This window comes from Deefgea piscis (genome assembly GCF_019665785.1).
Classification (GTDB): Bacteria; Pseudomonadota; Gammaproteobacteria; order Burkholderiales; family Chitinibacteraceae; genus Deefgea.
Genome location: NZ_CP081149.1, coordinates 3,327,038 through 3,353,486, shown reverse-complemented (window position 1 = coordinate 3,353,486; position 26,449 = coordinate 3,327,038). Strand labels below are relative to the sequence as shown.

At 48.3% G+C, this 26,449-nt stretch carries 29 protein-coding genes and 2 tRNA genes; 13 read left to right on the top strand and 18 right to left on the bottom strand.

Translation table 11 applies throughout. The features are described 5' to 3' along the window. The first annotated feature begins 83 nt into the window (after positions 1-83). Positions 84-1,016, top strand: coding sequence for an IS5 family transposase (locus K4H25_RS15680; RefSeq protein ID WP_221020333.1), 933 nt, complete (start codon positions 84-86; stop codon positions 1,014-1,016). Here the strand turns inward: K4H25_RS15680 and K4H25_RS15675 are convergent. From K4H25_RS15675 to K4H25_RS15660, 4 genes are all read right to left on the bottom strand, one after another. After that, positions 976-1,719, bottom strand: a complete 744-nt coding sequence (locus K4H25_RS15675) for an extracellular solute-binding protein (RefSeq protein WP_221021324.1) — start codon at positions 1,717-1,719, stop codon at positions 976-978. The two genes, K4H25_RS15680 and K4H25_RS15675, sit on opposite strands and share 41 nt — an antisense overlap. Positions 1,720-1,817: 98 nt before the next feature. Next, a complete protein-coding gene (locus K4H25_RS15670) occupies positions 1,818-2,543 on the bottom strand; it encodes a UDP-2,3-diacylglucosamine diphosphatase (protein ID WP_221021323.1) in 726 nt (241 codons plus the stop codon). 79 nt (positions 2,544-2,622) lie between these two features. After that, positions 2,623-3,126, bottom strand: a complete 504-nt coding sequence (locus K4H25_RS15665; RefSeq protein ID WP_173532341.1) for a peptidylprolyl isomerase — start codon at positions 3,124-3,126, stop codon at positions 2,623-2,625. Positions 3,127-3,152: 26 nt separating this feature from the next. Next, a complete protein-coding gene (locus K4H25_RS15660; protein WP_221021322.1) occupies positions 3,153-3,752 on the bottom strand; it encodes a peptidylprolyl isomerase in 600 nt (199 codons plus the stop codon). 89 nt (positions 3,753-3,841) lie between these two features. Between K4H25_RS15660 and coq7 the strand changes: the two genes are divergently transcribed. After that, positions 3,842-4,477, top strand: a complete 636-nt coding sequence (gene coq7 / locus K4H25_RS15655; RefSeq protein ID WP_221022977.1) for a 2-polyprenyl-3-methyl-6-methoxy-1,4-benzoquinone monooxygenase — start codon at positions 3,842-3,844, stop codon at positions 4,475-4,477. Between the two features lie 190 nt (positions 4,478-4,667). Next, entirely contained in the window at positions 4,668-5,462 is a 795-nt protein-coding gene (locus tag K4H25_RS15650; protein ID WP_221021321.1) for a formate/nitrite transporter family protein, read from the top strand. A gap of 97 nt (positions 5,463-5,559) precedes the next feature. Here the strand turns inward: K4H25_RS15650 and K4H25_RS15645 are convergent, their stop codons facing one another. After that, the gene (locus K4H25_RS15645) at positions 5,560-5,979 is read right to left on the bottom strand and encodes an OsmC family protein (RefSeq protein ID WP_221021320.1); all 420 of its coding nucleotides are present in this window, start codon (positions 5,977-5,979) and stop codon (positions 5,560-5,562) included. A gap of 374 nt (positions 5,980-6,353) precedes the next feature. Between K4H25_RS15645 and rplM the strand changes: the two genes are divergently transcribed. From rplM to K4H25_RS15605, 8 genes are all read left to right on the top strand, one after another. Further along, complete coding sequence (rplM, locus tag K4H25_RS15640) at positions 6,354-6,782, top strand: 50S ribosomal protein L13 (RefSeq protein ID WP_173532337.1); 429 nt, start codon at positions 6,354-6,356, stop codon at positions 6,780-6,782. 29 nt (positions 6,783-6,811) lie between these two features. Then, positions 6,812-7,204: a 30S ribosomal protein S9 gene (rpsI, locus tag K4H25_RS15635; RefSeq protein ID WP_173532336.1), complete on the top strand. Its 393-nt coding sequence runs from the start codon at positions 6,812-6,814 to the stop codon at positions 7,202-7,204. Between the two features lie 175 nt (positions 7,205-7,379). Beyond that, positions 7,380-8,423 (top strand): N-acetyl-gamma-glutamyl-phosphate reductase, encoded by a 1,044-nt coding sequence (gene argC, locus K4H25_RS15630; RefSeq protein WP_221021319.1) that lies wholly within the window; start codon positions 7,380-7,382, stop codon positions 8,421-8,423. Between the two features lie 42 nt (positions 8,424-8,465). Further along, positions 8,466-9,146, top strand: a complete 681-nt coding sequence (locus K4H25_RS15625) for a DUF6776 family protein (protein ID WP_221021318.1) — start codon at positions 8,466-8,468, stop codon at positions 9,144-9,146. Positions 9,147-9,156: 10 nt separating this feature from the next. Beyond that, the gene (locus K4H25_RS15620) at positions 9,157-9,573 is read left to right on the top strand and encodes a bactofilin family protein (protein WP_221021317.1); all 417 of its coding nucleotides are present in this window, start codon (positions 9,157-9,159) and stop codon (positions 9,571-9,573) included. 70 nt (positions 9,574-9,643) lie between these two features. Next, positions 9,644-9,994, top strand: coding sequence for an iron-sulfur cluster insertion protein ErpA (gene erpA, locus K4H25_RS15615; RefSeq protein WP_173532332.1), 351 nt, complete (start codon positions 9,644-9,646; stop codon positions 9,992-9,994). A 176-nt stretch (positions 9,995-10,170) separates the two neighbouring features. Next, positions 10,171-11,682 carry a polyphosphate:AMP phosphotransferase gene (gene pap / locus K4H25_RS15610; RefSeq protein ID WP_221021316.1) on the top strand — a complete coding sequence of 504 codons (1,512 nt, stop codon included), beginning with the start codon at positions 10,171-10,173 and terminating at the stop codon, positions 11,680-11,682. Positions 11,683-11,827: 145 nt separating this feature from the next. Beyond that, positions 11,828-12,907 (top strand): hypothetical protein, encoded by a 1,080-nt coding sequence (locus K4H25_RS15605; protein WP_221021315.1) that lies wholly within the window; start codon positions 11,828-11,830, stop codon positions 12,905-12,907. Positions 12,908-13,016: 109 nt separating this feature from the next. Here K4H25_RS15605 and K4H25_RS15600 read toward each other — a convergent pair whose 3' ends face one another. From K4H25_RS15600 to K4H25_RS15585, 4 genes are all read right to left on the bottom strand, one after another. Beyond that, entirely contained in the window at positions 13,017-13,784 is a 768-nt protein-coding gene (locus K4H25_RS15600; RefSeq protein ID WP_221021314.1) for a class II glutamine amidotransferase, read from the bottom strand. 103 nt (positions 13,785-13,887) lie between these two features. After that, positions 13,888-14,673, bottom strand: a complete 786-nt coding sequence (locus tag K4H25_RS15595; protein ID WP_173532328.1) for an enoyl-ACP reductase FabI — start codon at positions 14,671-14,673, stop codon at positions 13,888-13,890. A gap of 60 nt (positions 14,674-14,733) precedes the next feature. Next, positions 14,734-15,753 (bottom strand): CAF17-like 4Fe-4S cluster assembly/insertion protein YgfZ, encoded by a 1,020-nt coding sequence (gene ygfZ / locus K4H25_RS15590; RefSeq protein WP_221021313.1) that lies wholly within the window; start codon positions 15,751-15,753, stop codon positions 14,734-14,736. 63 nt (positions 15,754-15,816) lie between these two features. After that, positions 15,817-17,097: an AsmA family protein gene (locus K4H25_RS15585; RefSeq protein ID WP_221021312.1), complete on the bottom strand. Its 1,281-nt coding sequence runs from the start codon at positions 17,095-17,097 to the stop codon at positions 15,817-15,819. A gap of 71 nt (positions 17,098-17,168) precedes the next feature. On the opposite strand from K4H25_RS15585, the gene K4H25_RS15580 reads away from it, so the two are divergent. Next, a tRNA-Asn gene (locus tag K4H25_RS15580) sits at positions 17,169-17,244 on the top strand. 60 nt (positions 17,245-17,304) lie between these two features. Next, positions 17,305-17,380, top strand: a tRNA-Asn gene (locus K4H25_RS15575). Here K4H25_RS15575 and K4H25_RS17170 read toward each other — a convergent pair. The 9 genes from K4H25_RS17170 to K4H25_RS15520 form a co-directional block, all read right to left on the bottom strand. Further along, on the bottom strand, positions 17,339-18,916 hold the full coding sequence (locus K4H25_RS17170; protein ID WP_374706358.1) for a recombinase family protein: 1,578 nt from the start codon (positions 18,914-18,916) through the stop codon (positions 17,339-17,341). The genes K4H25_RS15575 and K4H25_RS17170 overlap by 42 nt on opposite strands. Then, positions 18,909-19,205, bottom strand: coding sequence for a hypothetical protein (locus K4H25_RS15555; RefSeq protein WP_221021311.1), 297 nt, complete (start codon positions 19,203-19,205; stop codon positions 18,909-18,911). The genes K4H25_RS17170 and K4H25_RS15555 overlap by 8 nt, the downstream gene beginning before the upstream one ends. Before the next feature lie 417 nt (positions 19,206-19,622). After that, complete coding sequence (locus K4H25_RS15550; RefSeq protein ID WP_221021310.1) at positions 19,623-20,630, bottom strand: tyrosine-type recombinase/integrase; 1,008 nt, start codon at positions 20,628-20,630, stop codon at positions 19,623-19,625. Positions 20,631-21,410: 780 nt separating this feature from the next. Continuing rightward, the gene (locus K4H25_RS15545) at positions 21,411-21,761 is read right to left on the bottom strand and encodes an HU family DNA-binding protein (RefSeq protein WP_255587766.1); all 351 of its coding nucleotides are present in this window, start codon (positions 21,759-21,761) and stop codon (positions 21,411-21,413) included. Beyond that, on the bottom strand, positions 21,734-22,357 hold the full coding sequence (locus K4H25_RS15540; protein WP_221021308.1) for a hypothetical protein: 624 nt from the start codon (positions 22,355-22,357) through the stop codon (positions 21,734-21,736). The genes K4H25_RS15545 and K4H25_RS15540 overlap by 28 nt, the downstream gene beginning before the upstream one ends. Further along, positions 22,350-22,787 carry a hypothetical protein gene (locus K4H25_RS15535; protein ID WP_221021307.1) on the bottom strand — a complete coding sequence of 146 codons (438 nt, stop codon included), beginning with the start codon at positions 22,785-22,787 and terminating at the stop codon, positions 22,350-22,352. Before K4H25_RS15535 ends, K4H25_RS15540 begins: the two co-directional genes overlap by 8 nt. A gap of 3 nt (positions 22,788-22,790) precedes the next feature. Further along, on the bottom strand, positions 22,791-23,084 hold the full coding sequence (locus tag K4H25_RS15530; protein WP_221021306.1) for a hypothetical protein: 294 nt from the start codon (positions 23,082-23,084) through the stop codon (positions 22,791-22,793). Positions 23,085-23,115: 31 nt separating this feature from the next. Then, positions 23,116-23,355, bottom strand: coding sequence for a hypothetical protein (locus K4H25_RS15525; protein WP_221021305.1), 240 nt, complete (start codon positions 23,353-23,355; stop codon positions 23,116-23,118). A 300-nt stretch (positions 23,356-23,655) separates the two neighbouring features. Beyond that, positions 23,656-26,433: a toprim domain-containing protein gene (locus K4H25_RS15520; RefSeq protein WP_221021304.1), complete on the bottom strand. Its 2,778-nt coding sequence runs from the start codon at positions 26,431-26,433 to the stop codon at positions 23,656-23,658. Between the last annotated feature and the right edge of the window lie 16 nt (positions 26,434-26,449).

The window sequence follows — 26,449 nt, the reverse complement described above, 5'->3', positions numbered from 1 at the left end:
TTTTAATTGTGGCTTGTGAATGGCTTTGTTGCACAAATCAGCGGCGCAATGCTGCTGGTAGAATAGCGATATAGAATAGCGATATGAGCAAACCAGCACCCCACAAATACAAAACCACCAACTGGCCAAGCTATCACGCAGCTTTGAAATCGCGTGGCGCATTAATGATTTGGCTTGATCCAGCGCTGAAATGGGCTGCTGAGCCCACTGGCAAGCGCGGACGAAACCCCACTTTTAGCGATGCTGCCATTCAATTCTGCCTCACCATCAAATGCCTGTTTGGCCTCGCATTGCGCCAAGCAACCGGCATGGTTGAAAGCCTACTTCGGCTCGCCAACTTAGATTGGAACGTTCCTGATTCGAGCACGATCTCTCGTCGACAAAAAACGCTGAAAGTCACGATTCCGGCCCGTCAAAGTCAGGGTGGACTGCATTTACTCGTCGATAGCACAGGCATCAAAATGCTCGGTGAAGGTGAATGGAAAACCAAAAAACACGGCGCTGAATATCGTAGGCAGTGGCGTAAAGTTCACCTCGGCATTGATGCCGAAACCCTTGAAATTCGTGCCATCGAGGTCACCGATAACAAAACAGGTGATGCGCCCATTTTGCCGGAATTGATGAATCAGATTCCCGAGTCTGAACAGATTGCGGCGATTTACGGTGATGGCGCTTACGACACCAAAGAATGCCACAATGCCATTGCGGCAAGAGGTGCGGCAGCGATTATTCCTACACGGAAAAATGCACAATTTCGGAAAGAAAATACGGCCGGAGCGAGAGCGCGGAATGACATCTTACGGGCGACCAAATACTTGGGTAGGGCCATCTGGAAAAAATGGTCTGGGTATCATCGACGTAGCTTGGTAGAAACCAAAATGCAATGCTTCAAACTATTGGGTGAACGAGTGATGGCGCGGGACTTTGATCGTCAGGTGGCTGAGTTGCAAGTGCGTGCAGCGATCTTAAATCGCTTCACGCAACTGGGTACGCCAATGACGGTAAGAGTGGGATAAATCCGTCTGGGGTTAGGGGTGACTTACCCTCTAGTTGATTTGTGCAACAAAGCCCTGGGGTAGTGTAAAAAATAGGATTTTGTGGGCGTAATTGAAGTAATTTATCGACGGTTTGTTTCATCTCATTGGTAGAGAGCTTAAATGGATTATTAGCATGCAATGTGAGTGCGGCTAGACTGAAATTGTGATTGCTGCCATCGTAGAGAACAATTTTGCCGCGGTATTTGGTTTGCCATAAGTCATTCATTGACGCTGGTGGTATTTTGAATTGTTTTTTATCATAAATAAGCCCCATTTCTGAATATGTAAATGGAATGGCGTATAAATGACCGTTACGATTTAAACCTAATATTTGCTCAGTTTTACGAAAACGAGGCAATTGATTTTTGGTATTAGGGATTTGATTTTGTTTAATTGGGGTGACGAGATTATGGTCAATGTAACGCTGTAATTCTGCAGTATTAACGGCAAAAACATCATAAGTATTGGCCTGTTTACGATTGAGCTTTTCCCATAGCTCATCATCACTTGAGATATAAGTCAGTTCAACTTTGGTATGGTACTTCTGTTCAAATGCAGCAATCCAGTCAGGGTCTGCATAACCATGCCAAGTCAAAATACGTAAAGTATTTTCTGCATTTGCCATTGGCGTAAGTAATATCAGCGCCAGAAAAAAACGTTTTATTTTACGAATCAACCTCATTTTTATGGCGCAAGTGGTAAGTTAATGAACCCCAATAGTAGTGGGTTTTATCATAAAAACAAATGCTTATCGCGATGTTGATGACTTATTTCGCTGAATTAATCTGGGTACATGTGCAGGCTAATTTGACCGTCTTGGCTTAATAAATAACCACCATGACCATTTTTCCAGTCAGGAATGACCCAGCGAATTCCGTGTTGATGTTGGTGTTGCGCGGGTCTATGGGTGTGTCCATGAATCAGCAGCCGTGCAGGACTATGCTGCAATTCAGCTTCAATCGCCGCAAGATTGACATCCATAATCATGCGGTTTTTATTTTTATTTGATTTTTGTGATTTTAAACGTAAATTAGCAATTTGCTTATCACGGATTTTTTTCGGCAAATGCAGCCAAATCCATTGCACAATCGGATTGCGAGTCAGCCGGCGATAGCGTTGATAGGCGATATCATCAGTGCAATACCGGTCGCCGTGGCCCAATAAAATTGCCTGCCCTTGTAGGTGTATCAAGCTTGGGTCTGGCAACACCGTGAGTTGACCACTTTTTGCAAATCGGCGACCAACGAGTAAATCGCGATTACCTGCCATAAAAAAAACTTTGACGCCAGATTGCGCAACGGCAGCGATTTGCGCCACTTGCTCAGCGTAAAATGGCTCGTCGAGCTGATCGTCACCCAACCAGTATTCAAATAAATCCCCCAAAATATATAAATATTCGGCTTTGTTCGCGACAATCTGGCGCATAAATTGTTGATATGCATGTACCGTGGCCGTGTCGCTAGGGGATAGGTGTAGGTCAGAAATAAAGTAAGTAGCTTGAGTCATTCGAAAGGCTTAGCAGGTTGAGCATAAAAAAAGCGCAGGCTTGCTGCGCTTAAAATAAATCGATCATAAGTCAAAATAATTAGGCCAGCACTTCGGCACTCAAAATTACCACATCTGTTTTTGGTACATCTTGGTGGAAACCATTGCTGCCGGTTTTTACTTTTTCGATTTTGTCGACGATGTCTTGCCCTTCAATCACGGTGCCAAATACGGCATAGCCCCAGCCTTGTGCTGTTTTATTGCGATGATTTAAAAAATCATTGTCAGCTGCATTGATAAAAAACTGCGAAGAGGCCGAATGAGGTTCTGGTGTGCGCGCCATTGCGACAGTGTAAATGTCGTTTTTTAAACCATTGTCAGCTTCATTTTGGATGGTTGGATGCTTGTCTTTTTTTTCTTTCATGCCGGGTTCAAAGCCGCCGCCTTGCACCATAAAACCATCGATGACGCGATGGAAAATCGTACCATCGTAATGACCCGAAGTGGCGTATTGAATAAAGTTAGCCACCGTAATCGGCGCTTTTTCTTCGTTTAGTTCTAAAACAATGTCGCCCATGCTGGTGGTGAGTTTTACTTTAGTCATCTGTTTTGTCCTTGAAAAAATATAAATTACTTGGTCGTGCTGCTTTTGCTAGCGCTGGCCTTTTCTGTTTTGGCGGCTATTTCTTTGGCGCTGATTAAGATGATCGGCTCAGCAGGGGTATCACCAGGCAGTAAATTTACTTTTGCCATTTGATCGGCGACCTCCATACCACTCAATACTTTACCAAATACTGCGTAACCCCAACCATCAAATGAAGGGTAGTTTAAAGCGTCATTGTTTTTTAGATTGATATAAAACTGGCTTGTTGCCGAATGCGGCTGACCGGTTCTGGCCATTGCCAGCATCCCTCGGTCATTTTTCAGTCCTTTTTCTGTCGTGATTTTGGCTTCGTTTTGAATCGATGCTTTAGTTGGTTTTTGTTCTTGTTTTACATCGTAACCACCACCTTGCACGACAAATCCGGGCACTACACGGTGAAAAATCGTACCGTCATAATGTTTGCTTTTTACATACTGCAAAAAATTTGCCACCGAGATCGGCGCTTGCTCTGGATAGAGTTCTACGATGATTTTACCTTTGCTGGTGTTGAGCTCGACTTGCGGATTGGCGGCGATGGCGGTCAAGCTTGAAAGTGCTAAAGCGGCAGCGATAACGAAGCGTTTCATGAAAATTCCTGCAAATTGGAGGTAAAAATACAATCTCGTAATCATAACATGTGCACAGTGTAGAATTGCCAGCTTAAGGAGAACTGATGATGCTGAAATTACCTTCTTTGGACCAATTTATTACTGAATTTGATACGGTGTTGCGTACTTTAGCTGCGCCTGCTGTAAGTGCTAGGGCGCACCCTGATGCCAAAATTGACGATGTCGCAATGAGTAGTGCAGAAAAAGCGCACGCAGCAGGATTGATGCGGGTGAATCACTGCGGCGAAGTGTGCGCGCAAGCGCTGTATCAAGGGCAGGCATTGACCGCCAGAGACCCCGCTGCACGGCAAGCGTTACGACAAGCAGCCGATGAAGAGGTTGAGCATTTGGCTTGGACCCAGCGGCGCTTGGCTGAGCTAGGTAGTCACCGCAGTGTGCTTAATCCTCTGTGGTATGCCGGCTCATTGGCGATGGGCGTTGCCGCAGGTGTGATTGGTGATAAATGGAATTTGGGCTTTTTGGCCGAAACGGAGCGGCAGGTTGGGGCTCATTTGCAAAGTCATCTCAATGAATTACCTGAGTCGGATGAAAAAAGCCGAGCCATTGTGGCGCAAATGTATTTGGATGAAATGAGTCATGCAGAGCTGGCCGATCAAATGGGGGCAGCCCCTTTGCCGCCGCCTGTTCCACAATTGATGCAGTTAACTTCTAAATTAATGACGCAACTCAGTTATCGTTTTTAACCGAGTTTAAAAATTAAATAGCATATTGTGAGCATTAAGGCGGCTGACACGACCCGCTAGAACTTTGCGCCAGATCAGATTTGTCGTATTCAATACCAATGTCATGGCAATACTTCCGCTCTTTGTGGGTATGCACGTTATAAAATAGCGCCATCTAAATAATAGAAATGCAGGCTTTGATATGAATGGGATGTTAGCTCCTTCTGCCATTGTTGATTATGTTGAACACAGTGCTTTAGAAAAATCAGCATTGCCTAGCTCACGATTGGCGGTCATGGCCATTATCGGCGGGATGTTTATTTCCCTTGGTGGTTTGCTCGCGGTTTGTGTAGCAGGGGGATCGCCTGAGTTGATGCAGACCAATCCAGGCTTAGGCAAATTATTATTTGGCGCGGTTTTCCCTTTGGGCTTTATTGCGGTGGTGTTGACAGGGGTAGATCTTTTTACCAGTAATTGCGCGACACAAATGGTGCCATTGCAACGCAATTTATTGGGTAAACGGGATGTGGCGAAAGTCTGGGGGCTCTCTTATTTGGGGAATTTTATTGGCGCATTATTTACCGCATGGGCCTTTGCTTATATGACGGGAATTTTTAAGCCCAATGATTCTGCAACGCTCTATTTACTCTCTGTTGCCCATCACAAATTAGAAAACCCATTTGTCGTAACCTTCTTTAAAGGTGTTTTGGCGAATGTTTTGGTGTGTGTTGCTGCTTGGCAAGGTTATTCAGCGAAAGACACATTAGGACGGATGATGGGAATTTGGTTGCCTGTCATGGCATTCGTTGCGTTGGGCATGGAGCATAGTATTGCAAATATGTTCTTTATCCCGGCAGCCATGTTGCTTGGGCTTGACGCCAGCTGGAGTGACTTTTTCCTGCATAATTTATTACCCGCTACGCTCGGTAATATTGTGGGCGGGGCTTTATTTATTGGCTTACCTTATGCTTGGATTTTTCGCCGTCAAGAAGTCGCTGCGCATTAAAAATCATTAGATTCAACAAAATAAATATTTCATCGGCAATAAAAAAAACGGCAAGAATCGCTTTCTTGCCGTTTTTTTATTGCGCTAAGCCTACGAACTAATCGGCTTCATGCACGCTGAAATCGTGCGTAATAGCAACGACTTGGCCGAGCATAATCGATGCAGAGCAGTATTTTTCGGCCGATAATTTAATCGCCCGTTCAACGGCTTCTGTTTTAAGCCCTTTGCCGGTCACAATAAAATGTAAATGAATCTTGGTGAATACCTTAGGGTCGGTTGGCGCGCGTTCAGCATCAACTTCAAGCACACAGTCTCTAACGTCCGCACGGCCTTTTTTAAGGATGTGGATGACATCATAGCTAGAGCAGCCTGCCATGCCCATCAGCAGCATTTCCATCGGGCGCGGACCGAGATTACGTCCACCGCCCTCTGGAGGGCCATCCATCAGAACGGCATGGCCAGATTCGGACTGCGCCAAAAAACTCACTTCTTCGACCCATTTAATGCGTACTTTCATAATTCACTGGTCCTTAGATTAAGGCAATACGATGGAATATCGGCCACTATTCTAACGGGGAAACGCCGGTGACGCGATGGCGCCATGGGTAAATTGACTGCATAGATTGGCGCGATAACCATTGGTCGTAGCGTGGAAAACTTGGTTGTCTTACACCTAAATTTCTGTGATAATCGGCGATGACATTGGGCTTTGCTCGATGTCGTCTCCTCCATCCTCCATTTATTTGGTAGGATTTCGCGCAATCTAGGCATGCCTTGATTGCGTTTTTTTTGTCTCGGATTGGAATCTGTTTGCAAATGCATTTGACAGAGTGGCATTTAACCCGCTACAATCCGCGACTTTCTCAAATTCAAAAACGTGGACTAGCAGTCATGAAAACCTTTTCTGCCAAGCCGCACGAGGTGAAGCGCGAGTGGTTCGTTGTGGACGCCACAGACTTAGTGCTGGGCCGTCTCGCTGCCGAGATCGCCAAACGCCTGCGTGGCAAACATAAAGCTGAATACACTCCGCACGTCGATACCGGCGACTACATCGTTGTGGTAAACGCAGACAAGATCCGCGTTACTGGCGATAAAGCAACGGCGAAGATTTATTACCGTCACACTGGTCACCCAGGCGGTATTTACGAGCGTACCTTCACTGAAATGCAAAACAAATTTCCTGGCCGTGCGTTGGAATTTGCTGTTAAAGGCATGTTACCAAAAGGCCCATTGGGCTACGCAATGATCAAGAAAATGAAAGTTTATGCCGGTGGCGAGCATCCGCACACTGCGCAAGAACCTAAAACTCTTGCTCTCTAAGCGATCGCAAAACTTAAAGGAATTGCATCATGGTAGGTAAATACAATTATGGTACTGGCCGTCGCAAGAGCTCTGTAGCTCGTGTGTTCTTGGCAAAAGGTACTGGCCAAATCATCGTTAACGGTAAAGCATTGGATCAATACTTTGCTCGTGAAACAGGCCGTATGATCGTTCGTCAACCACTCGTGTTGACTAGCAATCTTGAAGCTTTCGACATCATGGTAAACGTGGTTGGCGGCGGCGAATCTGGCCAAGCTGGCGCGGTTCGTCACGGTATCACTCGTGCCTTGATTCAGTACGATGCAGCGTTGAAACCAACTCTGAAATCGGCTGGTCTGGTTACTCGTGACGCTCGTGAAGTTGAACGTAAGAAAGTCGGTCTACGCGGCGCACGTCGTCGTAAACAATTCTCTAAGCGTTAATTCGTTTACAGATTGTTTGGATCAAAGAGCCATCCTGCGGGATGGCTTTTTTACGTCTGTCGACTTGGGGTCGTCGTCAGAGAATGGTTTTTCTTACTTATTCTTTCCTCCCTATTCCCCACTCCCTAGTATTTTGTTTTATTATCGCTGTGATAATTTGAACAGGGAAAAGAGCATGATCAAGGTGGGGATTGTTGGCGGTACAGGCTACACAGGGGTTGAATTGCTGCGTTTATTATCGCGCCATCCTGATGTGGAACTCAAGGCGGTGACTTCGCGTAAAGAGGCCGGCATGAAAGTATCTGAGATGTTTCCCAGCTTACGCGGCCACGTTGATATTGCTTTTTCTACTCCTGAAGACGCCAAACTGACCGAGTGCGACGTCGTTTTCTTTGCAACACCGCACGGTGTGGCGATGGCGCAAGCGCGTGAATTGCTCGATGCGGGTGTAAAAGTCATCGATTTGGCCGCCGATTTCCGCCTCAAAGATCCTGCTGAATTTACGCAGTGGTATGCAATGGAGCACAGCTGTACCGATTTACTCGCTGAAGCGGTGTACGGTTTGCCGGAAGTGAATCGCGCTGCAATCCAAAAAGCGCGCTTAATTGGGATGGCAGGCTGCTATCCAACCTCAGTTCAGCTCGGTTTATTGCCGCTGATTGAAAATGGCCTGCAATTGATCGAAACCCGCGGCATTATCGCCGATTGCAAATCAGGTGTGTCTGGCGCTGGCCGTAAAGCCGAAGTGGGCACTTTATTTGCCGAAAGCAGTGACAATTTCAAAGCTTATGCAGTGAAAGGCCATCGCCACTCGCCCGAAATCATGCAAGGACTGTCTGCAATCCACGGTGCTCCAGTTGAGTTGACCTTCGTTCCGCATCTTACGCCGATGATTCGTGGTATCCATTCGACGATTTATGCGCGTTTAACTGAGGCTGGCAAAGCCGCCGATGTGCAAAAATTATTCGAAGAGCGATTTGCGGCTGAGCCGTTTGTGGATGTGATGCCTGCAGGGTCTTGCCCAGAAACTCGCTCGGTACGCGGTAGCAATACGGCACGTATTGCCGTGCACCGCCCGGGGAATGGCGATTTACTGGTGATACTGGTTGTTGAAGACAATCTCGTCAAAGGTGCTTCAGGCCAATCAGTGCAAGTAATGAACTTGATGTTTGGTTTACCTGAACAGCATGGTTTAGATGTTGTGCCATTGCTGCCTTAAGTGATGCCAATTAAACGTCTATATCGTTTGCAAAGGGCGCGAATGACTGCGACGCCCTTGTCATTACGCCCGCAGTTAAGCCTGAAAGCAAAATTCTTTCGTATTACTGTATTTATGGGGGTATTGCTTGCTGCGCTTTATGCTGGAATGCAGCTGGGCGAATACCGTAAAGAGAAACTACGATCGAGTTCTTCGCTTACACAGCAAAATCAAATGCAAGGCCTGCAACAGCGCTTTGATTCTTTGCAGAAAGAACAGGCGTTATTATCGCAACAGCTCACTGTTGTCGGCGCTGAGCGAGATGCGCTCAAGCGTGAGCTGACAGCGTTACAGCAAGACTTTGCAATCACACGAGAAACCTTATCGTTTTTTGAATCTTTATTGCAAAGCAATGATAGGAATCGATCGGCCAGTTTTGTTGCCTGTGAATTACAAGCCAGCTCAGTAGATCGGCTGCGTTATCGTTTGTTATTGGTGCAAGGAACGGACAAAACGACGGAACTGGCAGGGCGATTATTCGTTAGTGTGCAATATCAGTTGGGCGGTAAAAAACAGCAATTGACGGCAAATACTCAGGGCGCGTCGATTGCGGTTGCGCATTATCATCGCGCAGAAGGTGAATTTGAATTGCCCGCAGGCGCGACTGGCCCTTGGGTGATGGAGGCTCGTTTTGTTGAGCCACAAGGCAGTAAAGTATTAGCCAGTTGCCAAAAAAAATTCTAAGGGGATAAGTGTGTTTAATAAGAAAAAAGGCAGCACCAAAATTGATAGCCTGATTGGTCAAGGCACAACGGTGACTGGGCATGTGAAATTTGCCGGTGGTTTGCGCTTAGACGGTGCCATTATTGGTGATGTCAGCATGACTGATGAAAAAAACGGCACGCTGGTGGTGAGTGATAAAGCTAAAATCGAAGGAAAAGTGGTGTGCTCGCATTTGATTTTAAATGGTGAAATTTGTGGGCCAATCGAAGTCAGTCACTACGTTGAGTTGCAGAGTAAGTCGCGTATTCGCGGTGATTTAGCGTATAAAACGCTAGAAATGCACCCAGGTGCGATTGTCGATGGACGCTTAATTCATGTGCACAATGGCCAGCGTGAAGAGATGGCCATTGATGATCTGCCACGTGTAGTGGACAGCAAGGCAGAGTGATTGACCTTGCAGGGTCAGACGTGGATAATATACCCTATCAATTTAGTCAACTATTATGGGCGGAGCTGTTATGACCACTGAAACCGAGATGCCACTTCCTTTTGTCTTTACCGATAATGCGGCCAGTAAAGTCAATGAATTGATTTTGGAAGAAGGTAATCCAGATTTGAAATTGCGCGTCTTTGTGACGGGCGGTGGCTGCTCAGGCTTTCAATATGGCTTTACTTTTGACGAAATCGTCAATGAAGACGACACGCCGATTACTAAAAATGGCGTGACCTTATTGGTTGATCCAATGAGCTATCAATATTTGGTCGGTGCGGAAATTGATTACGTTGAAAGCCTAGAAGGCTCGCAATTTACCATTAAAAACCCGAATGCCCAGTCAACTTGCGGCTGTGGCTCTTCATTCTCGGTTTAATATTCATCGATAATGTCAGCAAAAAAGAGGCGTAAGCCTCTTTTTTTATGGCCGATCGCTTGAGATTTTTGAGTGAATATTGGGCAGTTATGGCTTTCTGGCTGCGCTCTTAATCAAACGCTTCCCGAAATGCGGCTAAAGCTGAATAATGACTTATCATGACTCGGAGTCAGCATATGTTTGAATCAGCAGAATTAGGGCATCAACTGGATAAGCAGTCTTACCAGCAATTTGAAGCTGAATTACGGCAAAGTTTATTGTCAATTCAATATGATTTAAAGCAACGCGCTGATTTTCAGGTGGTGATTTTGCTCGGTGGCGTGCCGACCGCAGGTAAAAGTGAGGTGGCCAATCTGTTATTGAAGTGGTTAGACCCGCGCTTAATTGCCACGCATGCTTTTGCCGAACCGAGTGATGAAGAGATGGCCCGACCGCCATTTTGGCGTTATTGGCGTATTTTGCCTCCCAAGGGCAAGATGGCGATTCTTTTTGGTGGTTGGTATAGCGGTCCGATGTGGGATCAAATGCAAGATGCGGCCGAGCCCATTGCTTATGAGCGTGAGCTGGCTAAAATTTTGCGCTTAGAAAAAATGCTATCTGATGAGGGCGTGCTGGTTTTAAAATTTTGGCTGCATTTATCCAAAGATCAGCTGAAGAAACAAATAAAAAAACTCAGCGCCGATTCGCGCACGGCTTGGCGAGTTGAAGAGTCGGATCGGTTGTTTTTAAAAAATTATGACCAAATGATTGATCGTTACCGTGATTTATTGCTGCGAACCAATTTAGCAGATGCGCCATGGCGAGTGATTGAAAGCTCAGACAATAATTACCGCAATATCTCAGTCGGTCGACATATTGAAGAGGCCATTCGTCATCATCTGGAACGGGGCTCTGTTCGGCAAAATCGCATTGATGCTGCACCTTTGATGCCATCCATCGATGGCGTTCGCCTGCTCGATACGCTGCCTTTGGATTTTGTCCTCAGCAAAGAGGATTACAAAATTCAGCTGGAAGAATTGCAAGGCCGACTCAATGGCCTAGTTCGGCAGCCCAAATTTAAACAGCTTTCCGTCGTTTGTGTGTTTGAAGGCATGGACGCTGCGGGTAAGGGCGGGGCAATTCGCCGGATTACTGCGGCACTCGACGCGCGGCAATATCGCACCATCCCGATTGCTGCACCGACCGAAGAGGAGCGTGCTCAGCCGTATCTATGGCGTTTTTGGCGGCATTTGCCGCCCCATGGACAGCTCACGTTGTTTGATCGATCTTGGTACGGTCGCGTCTTGGTTGAGCGCGTAGAGGGCTTTGCGAGTCATGCAGATTGGATGCGGGCCTATGGCGAAATTAATGATTTTGAAGCTCAAATTGCGGCGGCAAACGTGCTGGTGGTGAAGTTTTGGCTGGCGATTAGTAATGAAGAACAATTAAACCGCTTTCATGAGCGTGAAGCCATTGAATATAAACGTTTCAAAATTACCGAAGAAGACTGGCGTAACCGTGAAAAATGGGATGACTACGTCACCGCTGCCAGTGATTTAATCGAGCGAACCAGTACCCCCAATTCGCCGTGGCTAAGGGTAGGGGCCAATAACAAATATTATGCGCGGGTTGCAGTGCTTCGCCATTTGTGTGAGCGCATTGAAGCGGCGCTAAGCCAACAAGAACAAGCGGCGGTAGATGTGAGCTAGATGGTTTTTTTTGGCACGAAGTGCGCTAATGAATTGATGTTATGCTGCGCCCGATTGTATTACGACCGTTTTGCGCGGTGATGGTCATTGGGGCCGGTGAGGCGCGTGAGCGCAGTAGTAAAGGTTTGAGGGAATAAAATAAATAATGGCCGATTGGAGTATTTGGCAGGCGCTTGAAGAATGGCGAAATAAGCGGCATGAACTAGACCCAGTTTTTGCCCGGGCGGGTGTCGCGCCAGAATTAGATAGTTTGGTCAATCGTATTGGCTTGGATTTACGTCGCGAGCCACCAACTCGACCTTTGCTGACGGGCAATAAACTGCGCGATGATGAAGAAATTGGCCGTTATAACGAGGCTTATTATCGTCATTATGATGAGCCCTTAGATAAAATTGATGGTCTATTGCGTCGCTCATGGGTGCCAGAAGCAGGGCCGATTGCGGATTTGATTCGGCAAGAGGTCACCCGTTTACGTGGATTACTCAGAGAGCAGCCCGGCACTCATCCTACATTTGATGATGTTGATAAATTGCTGCAGCATTATTTGCATCTGGATCATCCTGAAATCATGATTAATCCTGATGTATTAAATGAGCGCCGGCGATTATTAATGGATGTGGCTGGATATCCCTTGCAAGTACAAAATGCGCTGAAAGATCCATATAACGATAGTGTGCCACCATTGTCGAGCAGCTCATTTCGAGATCAATTGCATGAAAAAATGGCGCAGTATTTGGCTGCCCATTGGTTGCATTCAAAAGTGATTACCCATTGGTATATTAGTCTGGCACTGGATGGTGCTTTGGCGCGTAAAAAGCGCGATGCCACCGATGACACCCGCATTGCTTCAATGATGAAACGCCGCTGGCCTAGCTTGTCGGTGATGGTGCCGCAATTTGAGCAGGCCGATCAGATTTGGTATTTGCTGATGACTTTGATTGCCATTGCCAGTTTGTTTTTTGAGTTGTGGTGGATTGCGGGTGGCTTAATTTTTTGGCTGTATTTATCGGTCGGTGGGCATCAGCGCGAACGCAAAGAGATTGAAGCGCGGCGAAATCAACTCGCCGCACGAGCGAGCAGTATGAAGATGACGCGAGACCGTTTTGCACACAATCAAATCAGTCTTGAGCGCCTTTCGTTTCAATTGCGCCAGCTCGATGAGCAGGGCGAATATTTTGATGATACGGTGTTTGCTTTGCTTGGTTTACATCAGCACGAGGCCTAGGGGCGGTTTGGTTTTCCGCCGCGCTGGCGTGCTTTCGTGGCTAAACAAATGTCAATAGATCCTAGTATCTGCTGCTAGGCTATATAAAATAAAGCCTGCATGCATATACTTAGGTTTTTTGTATCTCACCATCCACAAACATCAATAGCTCGCCTGGTTGCATGGCAGTCCATGTTTCATTGTCGGTGAGCGGCTGAGTAGCAATGACGGCAACGCGATCATTGGCTCGCGTTTCATTGGAAAAATCGACCGTTAAATCCATATCCGACAAATGCGCGACGGTGAATGGCGCTTGGCGCACGATATAGTGCAGCGCCGTTGAGCAGTGGGCCCATAAGGTTTCGCCATTTGAGAGTAAAAAATTGCAGCAACCATGTTGCGCTAATTGCGCTGCAATGAGGCTTAATGCCTGATGGAGCTCGATGCGGCTTGGCATGACGCTAAATTGTTGCGCGAGCTGATCAAGTAACCAGCAAAAAGCCTGCTCACTATCGGTATTGCCCACCGGCTGAAAGCGGGATGGCTCAAGCTTGGCGAGCTCGGTGAGGTTGCCATTATGCGCAAAGATCCAGTATTTACCCCACAATTCACGCTGAAAAGGGTGGGTGTTGGCGAGGTTAATCACGCCTTGGGTGGCTTTGCGAATATGCGAAATGACATTTTTGCTTTTGATTGGATAGCTACGGACTAAATCAGCGACGGGGCTACTGCTCGATGGTAGATAGTCTAAAAAAAGTCGGCAGCCTGCGTCTTCAAAAAAAGCGATTCCCCAACCATCGGCATGTTCGGCAGTGAGTCCGCCACGGCGTCGAAATCCTTCAAAGGAAAACACAATGTCGGTTGGGGTGTTGCAATTCATTCCAAGTAACTGGCACATCGCTAAATACCTTTAAAATTGGGGTCTTGCTTGTTTGCGTGGCAATTAATAACAATAAAGCCCGCGATTGCGGGCTTTATTTTGGGCTACATTCGAGCGGTAATTAACCCGCCAAAGCGCCTGCGCCGATACTAAAACCCACATCAACGTGCAAGATTTCGCCGGTCATGCCTGAGCATAAGTCAGACAATAAGAAGGCAGTGACATTACCCACTTCTTCTTTGGTGACATTGCGTTTAGACGGCGTTGCTTCTGCCGCGCCTTTAAGCAATTTACCAAAGTCCGAAATCCCAGCTGCAGCTAAAGTTTTGATTGGGCCAGCAGAAACGCCGTTAACACGGATTTCTTTGCTGGTGCCCAATGCCGCTGCCATATAGCGAACATTGGCTTCAAGGCTGGCTTTAGCCAATCCCATTACATTGTAATTTGGGATCGCGCGTTCAGCGCCAAGATAAGACATCGTGACTAATGACGCTTTTTCATTGAGCATCGGACGTGCGGCTTTAGCGAGTGCGGCAAAGCTGTACGAGCTGATATCGTGAGCGATTTTAAAGTTTTCACGTGTCACAGCATCCAGATAGTCGCCTTTTAAGGCATCGCGTGGCGCAAAGCCAATCGAGTGCACCAGACCATCAAACGTTGGCCAATATTCGGCCAATGCTGGAAATAGCGCTTCGATTTGCTCATCACTACCCACATCACAGGGTAGAACGATGGTTGAGTCAAAGTCAGCAGCTAAACGAACAACACGATCTTTTAGATCTTCACCCACGTAGGTGAAAGCCAGTTCAGCACCTTCACGGCGGCAAGCTTGGGCAATGCCATAGGCGATAGAGCGATCTGAAAGTAGACCGCAGATTAAGATTTTTTTATTAGCGAGAAACCCCATGGGGTGACATCCTTGCTTGTGCGAATTTCGCGATTATATGATGAAATTGCTATTTTGGCTTCAGTTGAGTGCATATGGCAGGTTTAATTGCGTCAATTGCGGACCATTGGCGTCAATTAAATGCAATCCCAGCGGTAAACTGGCAATTTGTGCGACCACGAGAACTTCTGAACCGCCGGTAGGGCTAGGGGCTGCGAGCATGATTTTACCGCTGCTTTGGCCGTCTGAGTCCGAGCTATAAACGTCCTGTCCAGCCAGCACCTCGCGGCTATCGACATGCATGCGATAGGTTCGGCGTTTCGTTTTACCTAAATATTGCATTCTGGCGACAATTTCTTGGCCCGGGTAGCAGCCCTTCTTAAAGTTAACGCCACCAATTAATTCCATATTGGCCATTTGTGGCACAAATTCTTCTTGGGTAGCTGCGGTCACCCATGGGCTGCCAGCGCGAATTTCGGTGAGCTGCCAAACGCTCGTTCCCGCTGCTTGTGCGCCCTTGCTGATCAATTCAGTCCAGAGCGTCGCCATCACTTCAGGTGAAGCCATAATTTGAAAGCGGCCACCTTCAAGTCCGATAACGCTGGCATTGGCATGATGTTGTACTGTCATTGCGGCCGGTACGCTGCCAAAGCATGTCTCAATTTGCGCGCTAGCTGCAGGACCTGCCACACCGATTTGCACCCAGTCGGCATTGGCATCGCTGGCCTTGGTTTTGCTACGCATAATAAACATGCTCAAGCGTTTTTGAATGCTGGCTTGTAGCTCGGCAGCGATTTGTAATACATAGTCGTCTTGCTGACGTGACACTAAAAAGCTCGCTAGCATACGACCTTTTGGCGTTGAGTAACTCGAGTATTGGACCGAGTTCAGGTCTAGCGCACGAATGTCACTTGAGAGTTGGCCTTGCAAAAATGCTTGGCTGTCTTCGCCACTAAAACGAATTAAACCGTATTGACTGAGTGGGCAGATAACCCAATTTTGTTCTAGTGCGGCCAATTCTGTATCGGTCTGTGTAAAGTGGGTGACGAGGTGCGCTTCGAATTGGGCGCCGGCTTGCTGTAAAAATGCGGTCCATGTCATGTGTTTTTCCTTATTGAGGATGCGGCTAGTAAATTAGGCCGCGATCCAATTGATATTGAGTGATTAGTTTTCTGGTTTAGGCGCTTCGGTTTCGGCGCTGGGGCTTCGTTCTTCATGATTGGGGCGTAGCGTGCCACGACTGTTTAATTCAGGCGCGGCCAATTGGCCGGAAATACTGAGCTGATTATTGGCCATCATTGCGCCCGCGGCGAGTTGCGTGCCAATTGATCCGCTGATTTTTTGTTGTGAAACGCGTAATTCGCCATTGGCGCGAAATTTTCCGGACTGGAGTATTAGGTTGTAGAGCGAGACACTCTTGTCGTTGATGGCAATACTCCCAGATAAACTACTGAAATTGGTTTGTCCGCCACGGCGTAATGTCGTTGGAGTTTGCGATTTGAGTGGTGTGATCAAATCAAAGTTATGCAAAGTACCGTCTTGAATAATAAAGCGACCTTGGATCTGTGCTTGTTTAAATAATTGTTGCTCAGTGGCGCCTTGATATTTAAAGCTAGCGTCGGCATTCATTCGACCGGTGCTGCGTGTAATGGGACTATATAAACTCATTAATGGCTCGACAGAGATATTCTTGGCAAAAATGTGTCCGGTGAGTTGCCAGTCCGATTGCCAGTTAAGTTGTGCTGAGCCGGTAACGAGGCCGCCATAAAGATCTGCTCGAATATCTGAAATGGTCCAACCATTGGCGTCGGCGGTACCGATGAGTTTAAGAAAATCAAATTTAACCGGTTGACCTAAAGGTAGCTCCCAGTTGCTGGCGTTAAATTGTACTTTGAATTGCCCCGGCTCTGTGGGTTGGACTTGAATTTCTGCGCGGTCTTGATCGGTACGAATAACCAGATCTTCGATATTGCCATTGGGCCTGAAGCGTAATTCACCATCAATCGGGCCAATAGTGCGGCGATCGAGTTTGATTGAGACTTTCTCTAATGCTAGTCGATCGACTCGAAAGCCATTGTGATCGTCAGTTTTGATTCGATTTGGCAAATCCAGCGCAAAGGCGCGAGATAAGACAGCGTTGCGAATTAGCACATTTCGCATCGATTTACCCCAATTCAAAAGATTGTAGCTAGTGACTGGAATAATAATCTCTGCAATTTGGGCGGTCTCAGGCCGTTCGATCACCACATCACGTAAAATAAATACTGGCGTAGGCTGATAACTAAATTCGATATGCGCAATTTGCGTTTTTCCGCCATTCATCTGCGAGAGCTTTGTTTCTAAACTGTTTTTGAAGGCGCCATAGGGCACAATCAAAGGCAAGGAAGCGGCAAAGCCAAGGAATAGAGTGCTGCCGATGAGGATTTTTTTTGGGCTAGTCGTCATTTTATCGATTATTTTATTAGGATGTTCTTGACTAAACGGTCGAGAGTGTCTATTATACGCCCCATACCAATTCCTCGATAGCTCAGTTGGTAGAGCAACGGACTGTTAATCCGTGTGTCCCTGGTTCGAGCCCAGGTCGAGGAGCCAAGAATTCTGTGGTTTTTTGCCTGTAATAGCAATTCACCCGTAACGATCTTACCGATCAATTCCTCGATAGCTCAGTTGGTAGAGCAACGGACTGTTAATCCGTGTGTCCCTGGTTCGAGCCCAGGTCGAGGAGCCAATTTGCAGTACTATGAACCGCCTCCTTTATGGGGCGGTTTATTATTTTCAGCGGCTGATATTCTATGTCAATCCAGCCATCATGCCTAATGATTATCCGGTCCAATATTTGAGAGTAAAAAGTTCTCTTTTTCTTTGGATCGGTACATTTCTCGATAATTTCTCTCATTAATGCGCTAGCTCTCAAGATTTCTGTCTCTTTTAAATCGAAATCTGTCGATGTGTAGTCGTTAATTTCAGTCAAACCTAGCTCTGCTTGCTTGATGTCATCATTTAGTTCACGCAGTCGAACCGTGATATCGCCTAGATTTGGTGCGTCTTTCCCATACAGTTCAAGAATTTCAAATAGTTTTGTGCGACGTCCTTGTAGTTTTTTCACTTCAGCAAGTTGTGCTGAGCGTCGACGGCTGATGGTTTCGTTCCATTCGCTGGTTAACGTGTGAATTTCTTTTACCGCTTCTGATACTCGGCGCGGGGTTAATATGCCATTAAGTATGGTTTCGCTGAGGTAGTCATCCAGTTCATGAGCTGGAATTCGTCGGTTTTCGCAGCCAATGCCTTTAAGCGCCGATCGGCAATTGTAATAGTGGTACGTTTTATTGCGCCCGGTGGCGCTTTCAACTTGCATCGCGGCGCCACAGTCGCCGCAGCGCAAAATCCCGGTGAATACGAAATTACTATGCGGACTACCGCCTTCTGCTGCTGGCGCTCGCTGGCCAATTAGGATTTGTGCGTTATCAAACAGGTCTTGGGTGATGATTCCTGCGTGACTAGGGGTAATGATCCATTCATCGACAGGTCGGTTGTTCCCAGCATTATTAGTGCGATTAAATACAGTTAATCCGGCATAAACTGGATTTTTAAGGACTAGTGATACTGTATTTTTGTCCCATTTTTTACCGTTTTTTAGTTGCCCAGTTTCATTTAGCTTCATGGCGATGGCTTTACTTCCCATGCCGACGAGGCAAAGGTTAAAGATATCGCGAATGGTTTGGGCTTCTAATTCATTGATTTGTAGCCGGCGACGTTTCCCTTCGGCTTTTGGGGTATAGCCAAACGGTACTCGACCGCCATTAAAGAAACCATCTCTGGCATTTTTCATCATCGATCGGCGCGTGTCGCGTGAGACAACTCGGCTGTAATGCTCATCAACGATTTCTAGCAATGATCCGGTAAACCAGCCTTCATCAGTGTCTTCGTCAATATCGGTTGTGATGTATACCAGCTTGGTATTGCCATCTGCCAAGAGCTTTTTATAGCTGGCGGCATCAATTTTGTTCCGGGCAAACCGGCTCGTACTCCAGCAGATGAAGTATTCAACGTCAAATGCGGCACAAAAGGCGATCGCGTCTTGAAATGCAGGGCGTTTTTCGGCGCTGCGACCACTGATTCCCTCATCTTTGAACACTTTAAGCACTTGTGCCCCGAGCTGTTCGGCTTTGAGTTCGGCTTGCTCAATCTGACTGGCGATAGGCAGGCCATCATCGGCTTGGCGAGTGCTAGATACACGGGCGTAGATTACGGCTGTTTTATTCATGAGATTCATTAATGATGCGGGCGATTCGCCCTGTTGTTAGGCTGAGTTTGTAGTGTTCCATCAGGGCTTGGCGAATTTGTGCAGGTGAACGGCCGGCGGCCGCCAGCATTTTGATGTGCTGGTTGCGCATCTGGCGCTGCCAGCTGTCAAAAGGGCGCAACCGCAGCAATAGCATGCCGTTGTCGGTACGAGGTACGTCATCACTGCCGTCTAGTTCGCGCCAAAGCACCATTAGTGCGTCGACGCCGATTTTTTCGGCGATGCGCAGCCATACCGGCGGCATTTTCATTGCTGCCAAATCATCAAGTCGCGGGTCGCGCCGCGAAAAATTCAAATCAGTGCAATTCTTTAGGTACCCACCCCCTCTTGGGGGGTAGGGGGATAGCCCTAGCCGACCCCCCAGCCCTAGGGGCTGCGTACCTAGGCTGCCAACTTCCTGATTCCCGCTGCGCTCTTGTGTATCAACCATCGTGCTCTACCCCGCATTCCATTGTGAGTTCAACCCTATGCCACTGCGCACTCTCTATAACTAGACGCAGCAGCCAGAGCCACCCGTTTCCGATTTAGCCCGAAACCGTAAGCGATTTGGTAAGTGCGCAACTTCACCCCCTCGCGCCTTGTATATGCTCATTCTCCTGCACTCCGTAGACACATTGTAATTACCCCCTACGAAACTTGTACTCACTAAACAGGCCTTGAAACACCCCTAGCTGTGCTTGCTATCCAAGCGCCGCAGTAGCTCAGAAGCGGGTGACCTGATCTTGGCCAGCGGATTGCCACGGTCCATCGCCTCAGTCTTTTTAACCATAGCCAAGTGCAGGTAGATCTTGGTCGACTCGAGCGACGCATGGCCCAGTAGTTCACCGGTTTGATTTAGCGGTACGTCGCTCTCGGTCAACTCAGTGCCAAAGCGATGACGCAAAGCATGCGGGTGTAGTTGTTGTCTGGGTATACCGACCTTAGTCCCTAATCGTATGATGATTGACTGTATACCCCGCTTTGTTAGGCGGCGACGATCACCATGTTGCTCATGCTCTGGCGTTCGTCGATTATGTGTTGAGATCCACATGGGTGAGTCACCATCGGGCAGCGCACAGTCATACAGTGCGTGATCAGGATGCTCTAAATACACCCGCAGCAATAACTCGGCCTCACGGGGGACGGGCAACTGCCGCTCCTTATCTCCCTTTTCCAGAACTCGGACCGCCATACGCGGCTGCTCTTTCACTATATAAGTTTGCAAGTGAGAGCGATTCATCGCCACCAAGCCCGATAAACGCAAACCACAACCCAGTAAAATCGCCAACATTGCCGCATCACGCACCCCCTCGAACGTCGACAAATCTGGCGCGCTAATTAACTTCTCCGCGTTGGCCAACTCAATGACATCGGGTAAAGGCTTGCCTGCCTTGGGGTACGGTAGGTTTGCAGCGGGATTCGCTCCAAGCAAATAACCCTTCCGATCAAGCCATTCATAAAACCCCCGGATGCAAGCCACATACGGCACCCGCGAGCGAGCATGCAGATTGAATGTCTTATTCAAATGCATCCCAGTAAACACCAGTAAGGTTTCTTCAGTCACTGAGCACGGATCCGTATCGCCTAAAAACAGCGCATACCGCAGCAAAATATCGCGGTATGACTGGCCCGTGCGGATAGAGCGGCCATCATTCAGCGTTTTGAAGTCAATAAACCCGTCAATCAACTGCTGCATACATTCTCCAAGTCACGCGAGGGTAAGCGCATTTCCAGCCCTAACCCGTGGATACAAAGCTTACGCATTATAACTGTTTGATTTTATTAAATAAATATCTTTGTCAGTCCAAGGAAAACCCGTGGATGGTTTGATAAACCCTTGGACAGCTTCACGTAATTTTTAAATATCCTTGGAATATCTACTCAGACCCGTGGATTGCTTTTCTTATTGCCTAATAGTCTTTATCTATCTCTATCTCTTTATTTTTAAAAGAGAAAGAGAGAGAAAGAAGGGGGTATGTTGACTAAAACAGCCAAAAATCAAACCCGTGGAAAAAACACCCTAACCCGTGGAAAAAAGCCAGCAACCCTTGAGGCGTAAACTGTCCAAAATCAAAGACTTAGCGCAAGCACCCAAGGAAATCCACGGGTTTTCGCCGCATGCGCCCATTTCCCGATAAAAATAAGGCTTTGGCGATCTTTTTGGCCTCATTTTTAGGCAAGCCCAAAGCGCCTGTCCAAGGCAGAAAGAAAGGCAATACAGTGACAAGTCGGCCCCTTGCCTTATTGCTGACCGCGCAGCGGGGCGGCCCTGCCTCTTTCTGGAGGGGTGTGGGGAGCCAAGCAGCAAGATACGGCGCTGTGCCCTGGTATTTGATTTCAGTCGCCGTTGGCGACCGATGTTTGGGTATTTAGCTAGGAGGGCACACAAGGCCGTCTGTGGCGCAACAGCCGGCCAATCAAAGCGGAAACGACAAAGCCGCCCGTAGGCGGCCTTGAATCACAGGAAACGAAGGTTTTAAGCGTTAATTGCGTCTTTCAGTACCTTCAATGCCTTGAACTTCGGGGCACGGCTCGCAGCAATCTGAATCGTCTCGCCCGTGCTTGGATTTCGGCCAGAACGCGCTGCGCGCTCTGTCACTTCCAGTTTGCCTACACCGGGTAATATCACCTCATCGCCTTTGGCCAAAGCCGTGCGAATCACCTCACCCAATTGATTGAGCACTTCATCGGTCTTTTTGTCCGTCAAACCTGTGGCTTCAGCAACTTGGCGGATTAAGTCTTGCTTGTTCATACATTGGCTCCTTTTGAGCGCTAAGGGGAAATAAATCAGAATATTAGTTAGAAGGGCGACAATGTTTTTCGCCATTCAATAAAGGCTGGCCATACTTTTTGCTGCCACGAATCCTGCCTGTATGTCTCTGCCAATAGCTTGAGCGCTAGGTCTACATTCCCTTGCTTAAGCGCCCGGTGAAATTGGAATTCATCACGCCAGAAATCAAAGCACCAATCATTAAAATTGGACTGCCTAGCGATTTCCCATCGGTGCGTTTTAAATGCCAGGAGATCATTGCAAATTTGAATCATGGCGGCGGCGTCAGTCGCTAGCGGCGTCAATACCTCCCGAATGATTTTCCCTTCGGTCGCCTTTTCTTCAGCCACACGCTTGGCCGTGTGTTCCTTTTTTATTTTTTCGCCCTTACGCTGCGCGACTTCAAATTCATTGCCCAGTCTGGCCAGCAGTGTCGATGCCTCGAGCAAGGTTTTTACGTCGCCCGCCCATAGTTTGGAATCCATCTCATGATGATCGAGCACGCAGGCAATCTGCGCTAATACGGTACTGGCTGTGCGCGCTTTGCCGCGATACGTCTTGGCGACTTTGCCGCCGTCCCACTTAGACCAGGTTGCCCAGCGTTCGGTCATATTGAGAATTCTGGCATCACTTTTATCGATGGGTTTAGGCATTGTTTTCCCCTAATAACATTTGCCGTAACTCCGCCTTCATTTGCTCCGCATGCGCAAGGCCATCACCATCATCAAAGCGGCCACCGACCAAAGACCACGCCGAAGCATAAACCGATGCTTGCGCCATGATTTGCTCTACCCATTCGGTAGAAGGCGCTGGCTTTGGCACACTGGCAATAATCGCAGCAAGATTGATTCGCTTGAGCGGTAATACCAAACCGGGGCCTTCTAGTACAGCATTGGTTCTGCTTAGATAATCTACGGCCCATTCGCTGCCAAAACTAGCTGTGTCATCCTCTTCCAGATGATCCTGAACAATCTCGTTGTGAAAATCCACGATTAATTTAATAGCTGGATCATAGCTAGCACGGGCGATTTTTGAAAACTCAGCTGCGACAGCTTCAGCCACTTGAGCAACATACTCAGTCATGCCTCAGCCCTCCGCTTGTTCTTTTGCCGTTGAGCTGAACAGCTCGCCAATCGAGCGCAAGGAGCTCTCAACCATTTCAGTGGCCATCGCCACATCGCAGGCGAGAAAAGCCTTATCCAGTTTGGCCTGACTTTCATCTTCATCGTCTTCAAAGACTAAAGCGATGGATGACAACCCAAATCTTTCACACTTGGGCTGATAAGTACACTGCAACTGTGCGCGACCTTCATCGTCGCTGGTGATCTTGGTGACCAGAATCTGGCCGTGTTCTTCGGTTTCAAATAACTTGGCAAACATAAACTACTCCTTGTTTTAGGGGGTACTACACTTACAGTGCGCTTCTTAGTTGGCTGCACACGATTTCGAATTCATCTGCCGTTGGCTTGCGGGTCAGTTGCACGACCACCGTGCAATCGCCTTCGCCCGGGTCATAAAAAAACAGCACATCTTTTACCCTTGGGCGGTTGTCGTGATTGATCTTGTCGGCGCAGGGTTTACATTTTTCCTGCTTTAACCAAGGATCATCACCGCACCAGTTCAGGCAATCGCATTCAGGGAGTTCATCCACGATTTCAATTCCTTGGCGCTGGTATTTAAAATGGAATAGTGTCTCTACGTCGGCTGTAACCGCGATCTGCTCGGCGCCATAAGAAAGACTCAGCCTTTGCGCTGTAGCGAGGGGCTATGCGCCTTTCTGCACGCCAGTGCGCGCCAAAAAGAACATTTCTCCGGCGCCTTACAAAGTGCCCAGTCGGTTTATGACTAGATAGCTGAAGCAATCCCAACCAGCGACGGTGCCACTTCAGTGGGTTTCCTTTGGTCGTAAATGGCAATGCAATAAATTTGAACATGGTGTTGCTCCTAGGTGCTACGGGGAATCTGGTGCGCCATTAAGTGGCGTTGCATACAGTGCGTATTGCTCCATGCGGCTCAAGCTCAGCGCGACCATATTGCCGACGCGCTTGTGATTGATCGTGCGCTCGACGGGGTCTTTCAGAATGACGCCGCCGCCATCGAGCTGCTTTTTGTAAACGCGATCGGATTTAACCGGCAGGCCGTTCCATTTATCGCGCAGCGCGGGTTTATTACTGATGTGATCCATGATGTGGGCAGGGCGAATGCACAGCACGTCTTCCGTCTTACCTGTCGTCGGGTCGATTTCCGTGCACCATTTATACGGATGCCTAAATTCGCCGGCAGCGATTTCAGACAATGCAATCTCGGTAATCCAAACCCAAGGCTGACGATCGGCACCCGTTTCTCGGGTGTGGCTATTCATTTCGGCAATCAGATCTTGCGGCAAGCGGTTCCAGCTTGATGGCAGTCCGGCAAATTCGGTCAGTAAATCCCAGCCGCATAGCAGTGCCGCGTAGTTATTCACCATCCGCATTGCGCCGTCGTCATCCCGCGCCGCGCTCGAGGCGTCGAGACAGTAGCTCTTGGCTTTATTGAATTTCTCTTGTACGCGGCCACGATCCAAGCTGGCCAAAAAACGCAGCCATTGCTTCACTGGAAAGCGCGGTGAGTTATCAGGGATCGGCGTGCCTTTTTTACCCGTGAGTTCAACGCGGACGATCTTGCCGATCAAGCTGCGAATCGGCACATCTTCACCCGCCAATAGCACTGGGGCTGAGAGCAAGTACTCGGTCATATCGCTACCGCGACGGGTTACGGTGTATTGGTACGTTTCCTGCAGCAGGCCGACCGCTTTGTCGATCACGTCTTGCTTGCGCGCTGACAATTCTTCCCAGCCCACAGGATGGCTGGTGTGGCTTACTGAAGTCAGCAAACGAAACTCGGTTTGTAGTGATTGGCCAGAAAACATCGTGAAGGCGATCGCCCGCTCGAGCTTTTTAATCAGCGTTGATTTACCTGCTGATTTATTCGCCTGCATTTGCAAGTGTGGCCAAAAGCCCAGCAACGATTTCAAATGGCCACCCAGCGACCAAGCCAACAACATACTGGCGGCATTCTGCTTCATCGTCGCACCAAACAGCTCAATCACGGCGCGGGCATCGGCTTGGGTGCCAGAAGGGAAAGTCAGGTTGTAATACGGGCACTGCTTGTCGGGCTCGGTGAAATAGGTATCTGGCCCTTCGTTCACCACCATTTGGCCTTCGCTCCAAGCGAGGCCGACAAAATTCACCGCACGGCGCGCGCCGATTTCGGCGGTACGCTCCAGAATATTGATCATCCGTTTGAAGTTAGCCGGCGAATAGATCGGGCCGAACTTTTCCCATTTGGTGACGTTATGCAAATCCTCGTCATCAAACACTTTACGCACCAGCTTCACGCCATGGCGCGGTACTTGCACCGAGACGGCAAATTGCACCTTGGGTTGGCTGTCGGGGTCGCCCGTCATCGTGGCTGTGGCCGACTGGATCGTCACACGGCTCAGCGCATTCACACGAAAGCCACACAGATCGTCAAACTCAAGACGTGGGATTGCATCCGGATCCTCACCTTCTTCAGCCGGCGCAGATTTTTTTACATATTGGGTGTGATCATCTTTAACGCGAAATTTCCAGTAGGCGTGGAAATCATGGCTAGGCAGAAAAATCCGGTGACGGCCATCACGCTCATTTTTGCCGGCCATACCTGGTATTAACCAAGTTTCGATTTTCTTCAGGTATTGCGCCGTTTTGAATGGGCCGTGCTCTTGCAGCACATCATTAGTATCAATGCCTTCGTCCCACAAATCCTGATCGATGAGCAGGGCAGGGATATCCATTTGGGTGAGTTTTTCGTGCAAATCCCACGCGGCTTTTAGTCCGGGGCGATAGCCGGTTTTCTCATGCACTTTATCCGCGTGATCGAGGCAAATCCGCACTTGCTTGCCGCGCAGAAACGTCCAGTCGATGGTGCCGATATTGCCGGTACCGCGAATGGCATACGCAGCGATGTGTTTTTCATTGGGGAATGCCGTCTCGATCGACAGCGCATTAATCGGTGACTCAACAATGTAAACCGTACGCGCTGCGTGCAGGCGCTTGATATCGCTGGTCCAACCAAACCCCAGCTTTTCACCCTGACACTGTGTTTTTGACCCGCCATTGAGCTCTGGATTGATATAGCGTAAATCCACGGCGACCACGCGGCCGGGGTTTAAAGTGCGAACGATAAACGCCGCAGCAGGGCCACCATGGCCATGCTCGCCGGCTTTAGATTTGGTGCTGGTCCAGTCGTTAAAACCGATAGCACGATTACGCAGTGCAGCTTCAATCGCTGCGTCGCCAATCTTGCGGCTGCGTAGATACTCAACCGCAGGTGATGTATCGATCAAGCATTTGTCGGCAATGTGTTCTGCCAGTGATTTTTCGACTGGCGCCGCCGGCGCATCGGGTTTATCAAATGGGATGCTATACCACTCGTGCAACAACTTAGTCGCATCCGATGGATCGTGCGCTTTGCCGCAGTAAATGACTAAATCAATAATGCTGCCCTTGGCGTGCGGCGCACCTTCATTGCTCCAGTCTTTAAAGCCCCATTCGCCCGACTTGCAAAAAATACTGAGTGAAGGATTTTTATCGTCGTGGCTCGGCGAATACCAATTCCCCTTGGCGCCTTTGCCACGCTTAAGACCGAGGCGATTCTCGGCCAGCTCTTCCATATCAATACGGCTTTTTAGTTCTAAAATGCTTGCCATGAGAAGCCTAGCTAAA

Bases quoted from the DNA above. Each gene is read 5' to 3' on its own strand.
- rplM (WP_173532337.1), top strand. From the start codon at position 6,354: ATGAAAACCTTTTCTGCCAAGCCGCACGAGGTGAAGCGCGAGTGGTTC.
- pap (WP_221021316.1), top strand. From the start codon at position 10,171: ATGTTTGAATCAGCAGAATTAGGGCATCAACTGGATAAGCAGTCTTAC.
- K4H25_RS15530 (WP_221021306.1), bottom strand. From the start codon at position 23,084: ATGTTTGCCAAGTTATTTGAAACCGAAGAACACGGCCAGATTCTGGTC.
- K4H25_RS15595 (WP_173532328.1), bottom strand. From the start codon at position 14,673: ATGGGGTTTCTCGCTAATAAAAAAATCTTAATCTGCGGTCTACTTTCA.
- K4H25_RS15670 (WP_221021323.1), bottom strand. From the start codon at position 2,543: ATGACTCAAGCTACTTACTTTATTTCTGACCTACACCTATCCCCTAGC.
- K4H25_RS15665 (WP_173532341.1), bottom strand. From the start codon at position 3,126: ATGACTAAAGTAAAACTCACCACCAGCATGGGCGACATTGTTTTAGAA.
- argC (WP_221021319.1), top strand. From the start codon at position 7,380: ATGATCAAGGTGGGGATTGTTGGCGGTACAGGCTACACAGGGGTTGAA.
- coq7 (WP_221022977.1), top strand. From the start codon at position 3,842: ATGCTGAAATTACCTTCTTTGGACCAATTTATTACTGAATTTGATACG.
- K4H25_RS15645 (WP_221021320.1), bottom strand. From the start codon at position 5,979: ATGAAAGTACGCATTAAATGGGTCGAAGAAGTGAGTTTTTTGGCGCAG.
- K4H25_RS15540 (WP_221021308.1), bottom strand. From the start codon at position 22,357: ATGCCTAAACCCATCGATAAAAGTGATGCCAGAATTCTCAATATGACC.
- K4H25_RS15680 (WP_221020333.1), top strand. From the start codon at position 84: ATGAGCAAACCAGCACCCCACAAATACAAAACCACCAACTGGCCAAGC.
- erpA (WP_173532332.1), top strand. From the start codon at position 9,644: ATGACCACTGAAACCGAGATGCCACTTCCTTTTGTCTTTACCGATAAT.
- K4H25_RS15650 (WP_221021321.1), top strand. From the start codon at position 4,668: ATGTTAGCTCCTTCTGCCATTGTTGATTATGTTGAACACAGTGCTTTA.
- K4H25_RS15520 (WP_221021304.1), bottom strand. From the start codon at position 26,433: ATGGCAAGCATTTTAGAACTAAAAAGCCGTATTGATATGGAAGAGCTG.
- K4H25_RS15675 (WP_221021324.1), bottom strand. From the start codon at position 1,719: ATGAGGTTGATTCGTAAAATAAAACGTTTTTTTCTGGCGCTGATATTA.
- K4H25_RS15625 (WP_221021318.1), top strand. From the start codon at position 8,466: ATGACTGCGACGCCCTTGTCATTACGCCCGCAGTTAAGCCTGAAAGCA.
- K4H25_RS15550 (WP_221021310.1), bottom strand. From the start codon at position 20,630: ATGCAGCAGTTGATTGACGGGTTTATTGACTTCAAAACGCTGAATGAT.
- rpsI (WP_173532336.1), top strand. From the start codon at position 6,812: ATGGTAGGTAAATACAATTATGGTACTGGCCGTCGCAAGAGCTCTGTA.
- K4H25_RS15660 (WP_221021322.1), bottom strand. From the start codon at position 3,752: ATGAAACGCTTCGTTATCGCTGCCGCTTTAGCACTTTCAAGCTTGACC.
- K4H25_RS15545 (WP_255587766.1), bottom strand. From the start codon at position 21,761: ATGGCGAAAAACATTGTCGCCCTTCTAACTAATATTCTGATTTATTTC.
- K4H25_RS15605 (WP_221021315.1), top strand. From the start codon at position 11,828: ATGGCCGATTGGAGTATTTGGCAGGCGCTTGAAGAATGGCGAAATAAG.
- K4H25_RS17170 (WP_374706358.1), bottom strand. From the start codon at position 18,916: ATGAATAAAACAGCCGTAATCTACGCCCGTGTATCTAGCACTCGCCAA.
- K4H25_RS15535 (WP_221021307.1), bottom strand. From the start codon at position 22,787: ATGACTGAGTATGTTGCTCAAGTGGCTGAAGCTGTCGCAGCTGAGTTT.
- K4H25_RS15585 (WP_221021312.1), bottom strand. From the start codon at position 17,097: ATGACGACTAGCCCAAAAAAAATCCTCATCGGCAGCACTCTATTCCTT.
- ygfZ (WP_221021313.1), bottom strand. From the start codon at position 15,753: ATGACATGGACCGCATTTTTACAGCAAGCCGGCGCCCAATTCGAAGCG.
- K4H25_RS15555 (WP_221021311.1), bottom strand. From the start codon at position 19,205: ATGAAAATGCCGCCGGTATGGCTGCGCATCGCCGAAAAAATCGGCGTC.
- K4H25_RS15600 (WP_221021314.1), bottom strand. From the start codon at position 13,784: ATGTGCCAGTTACTTGGAATGAATTGCAACACCCCAACCGACATTGTG.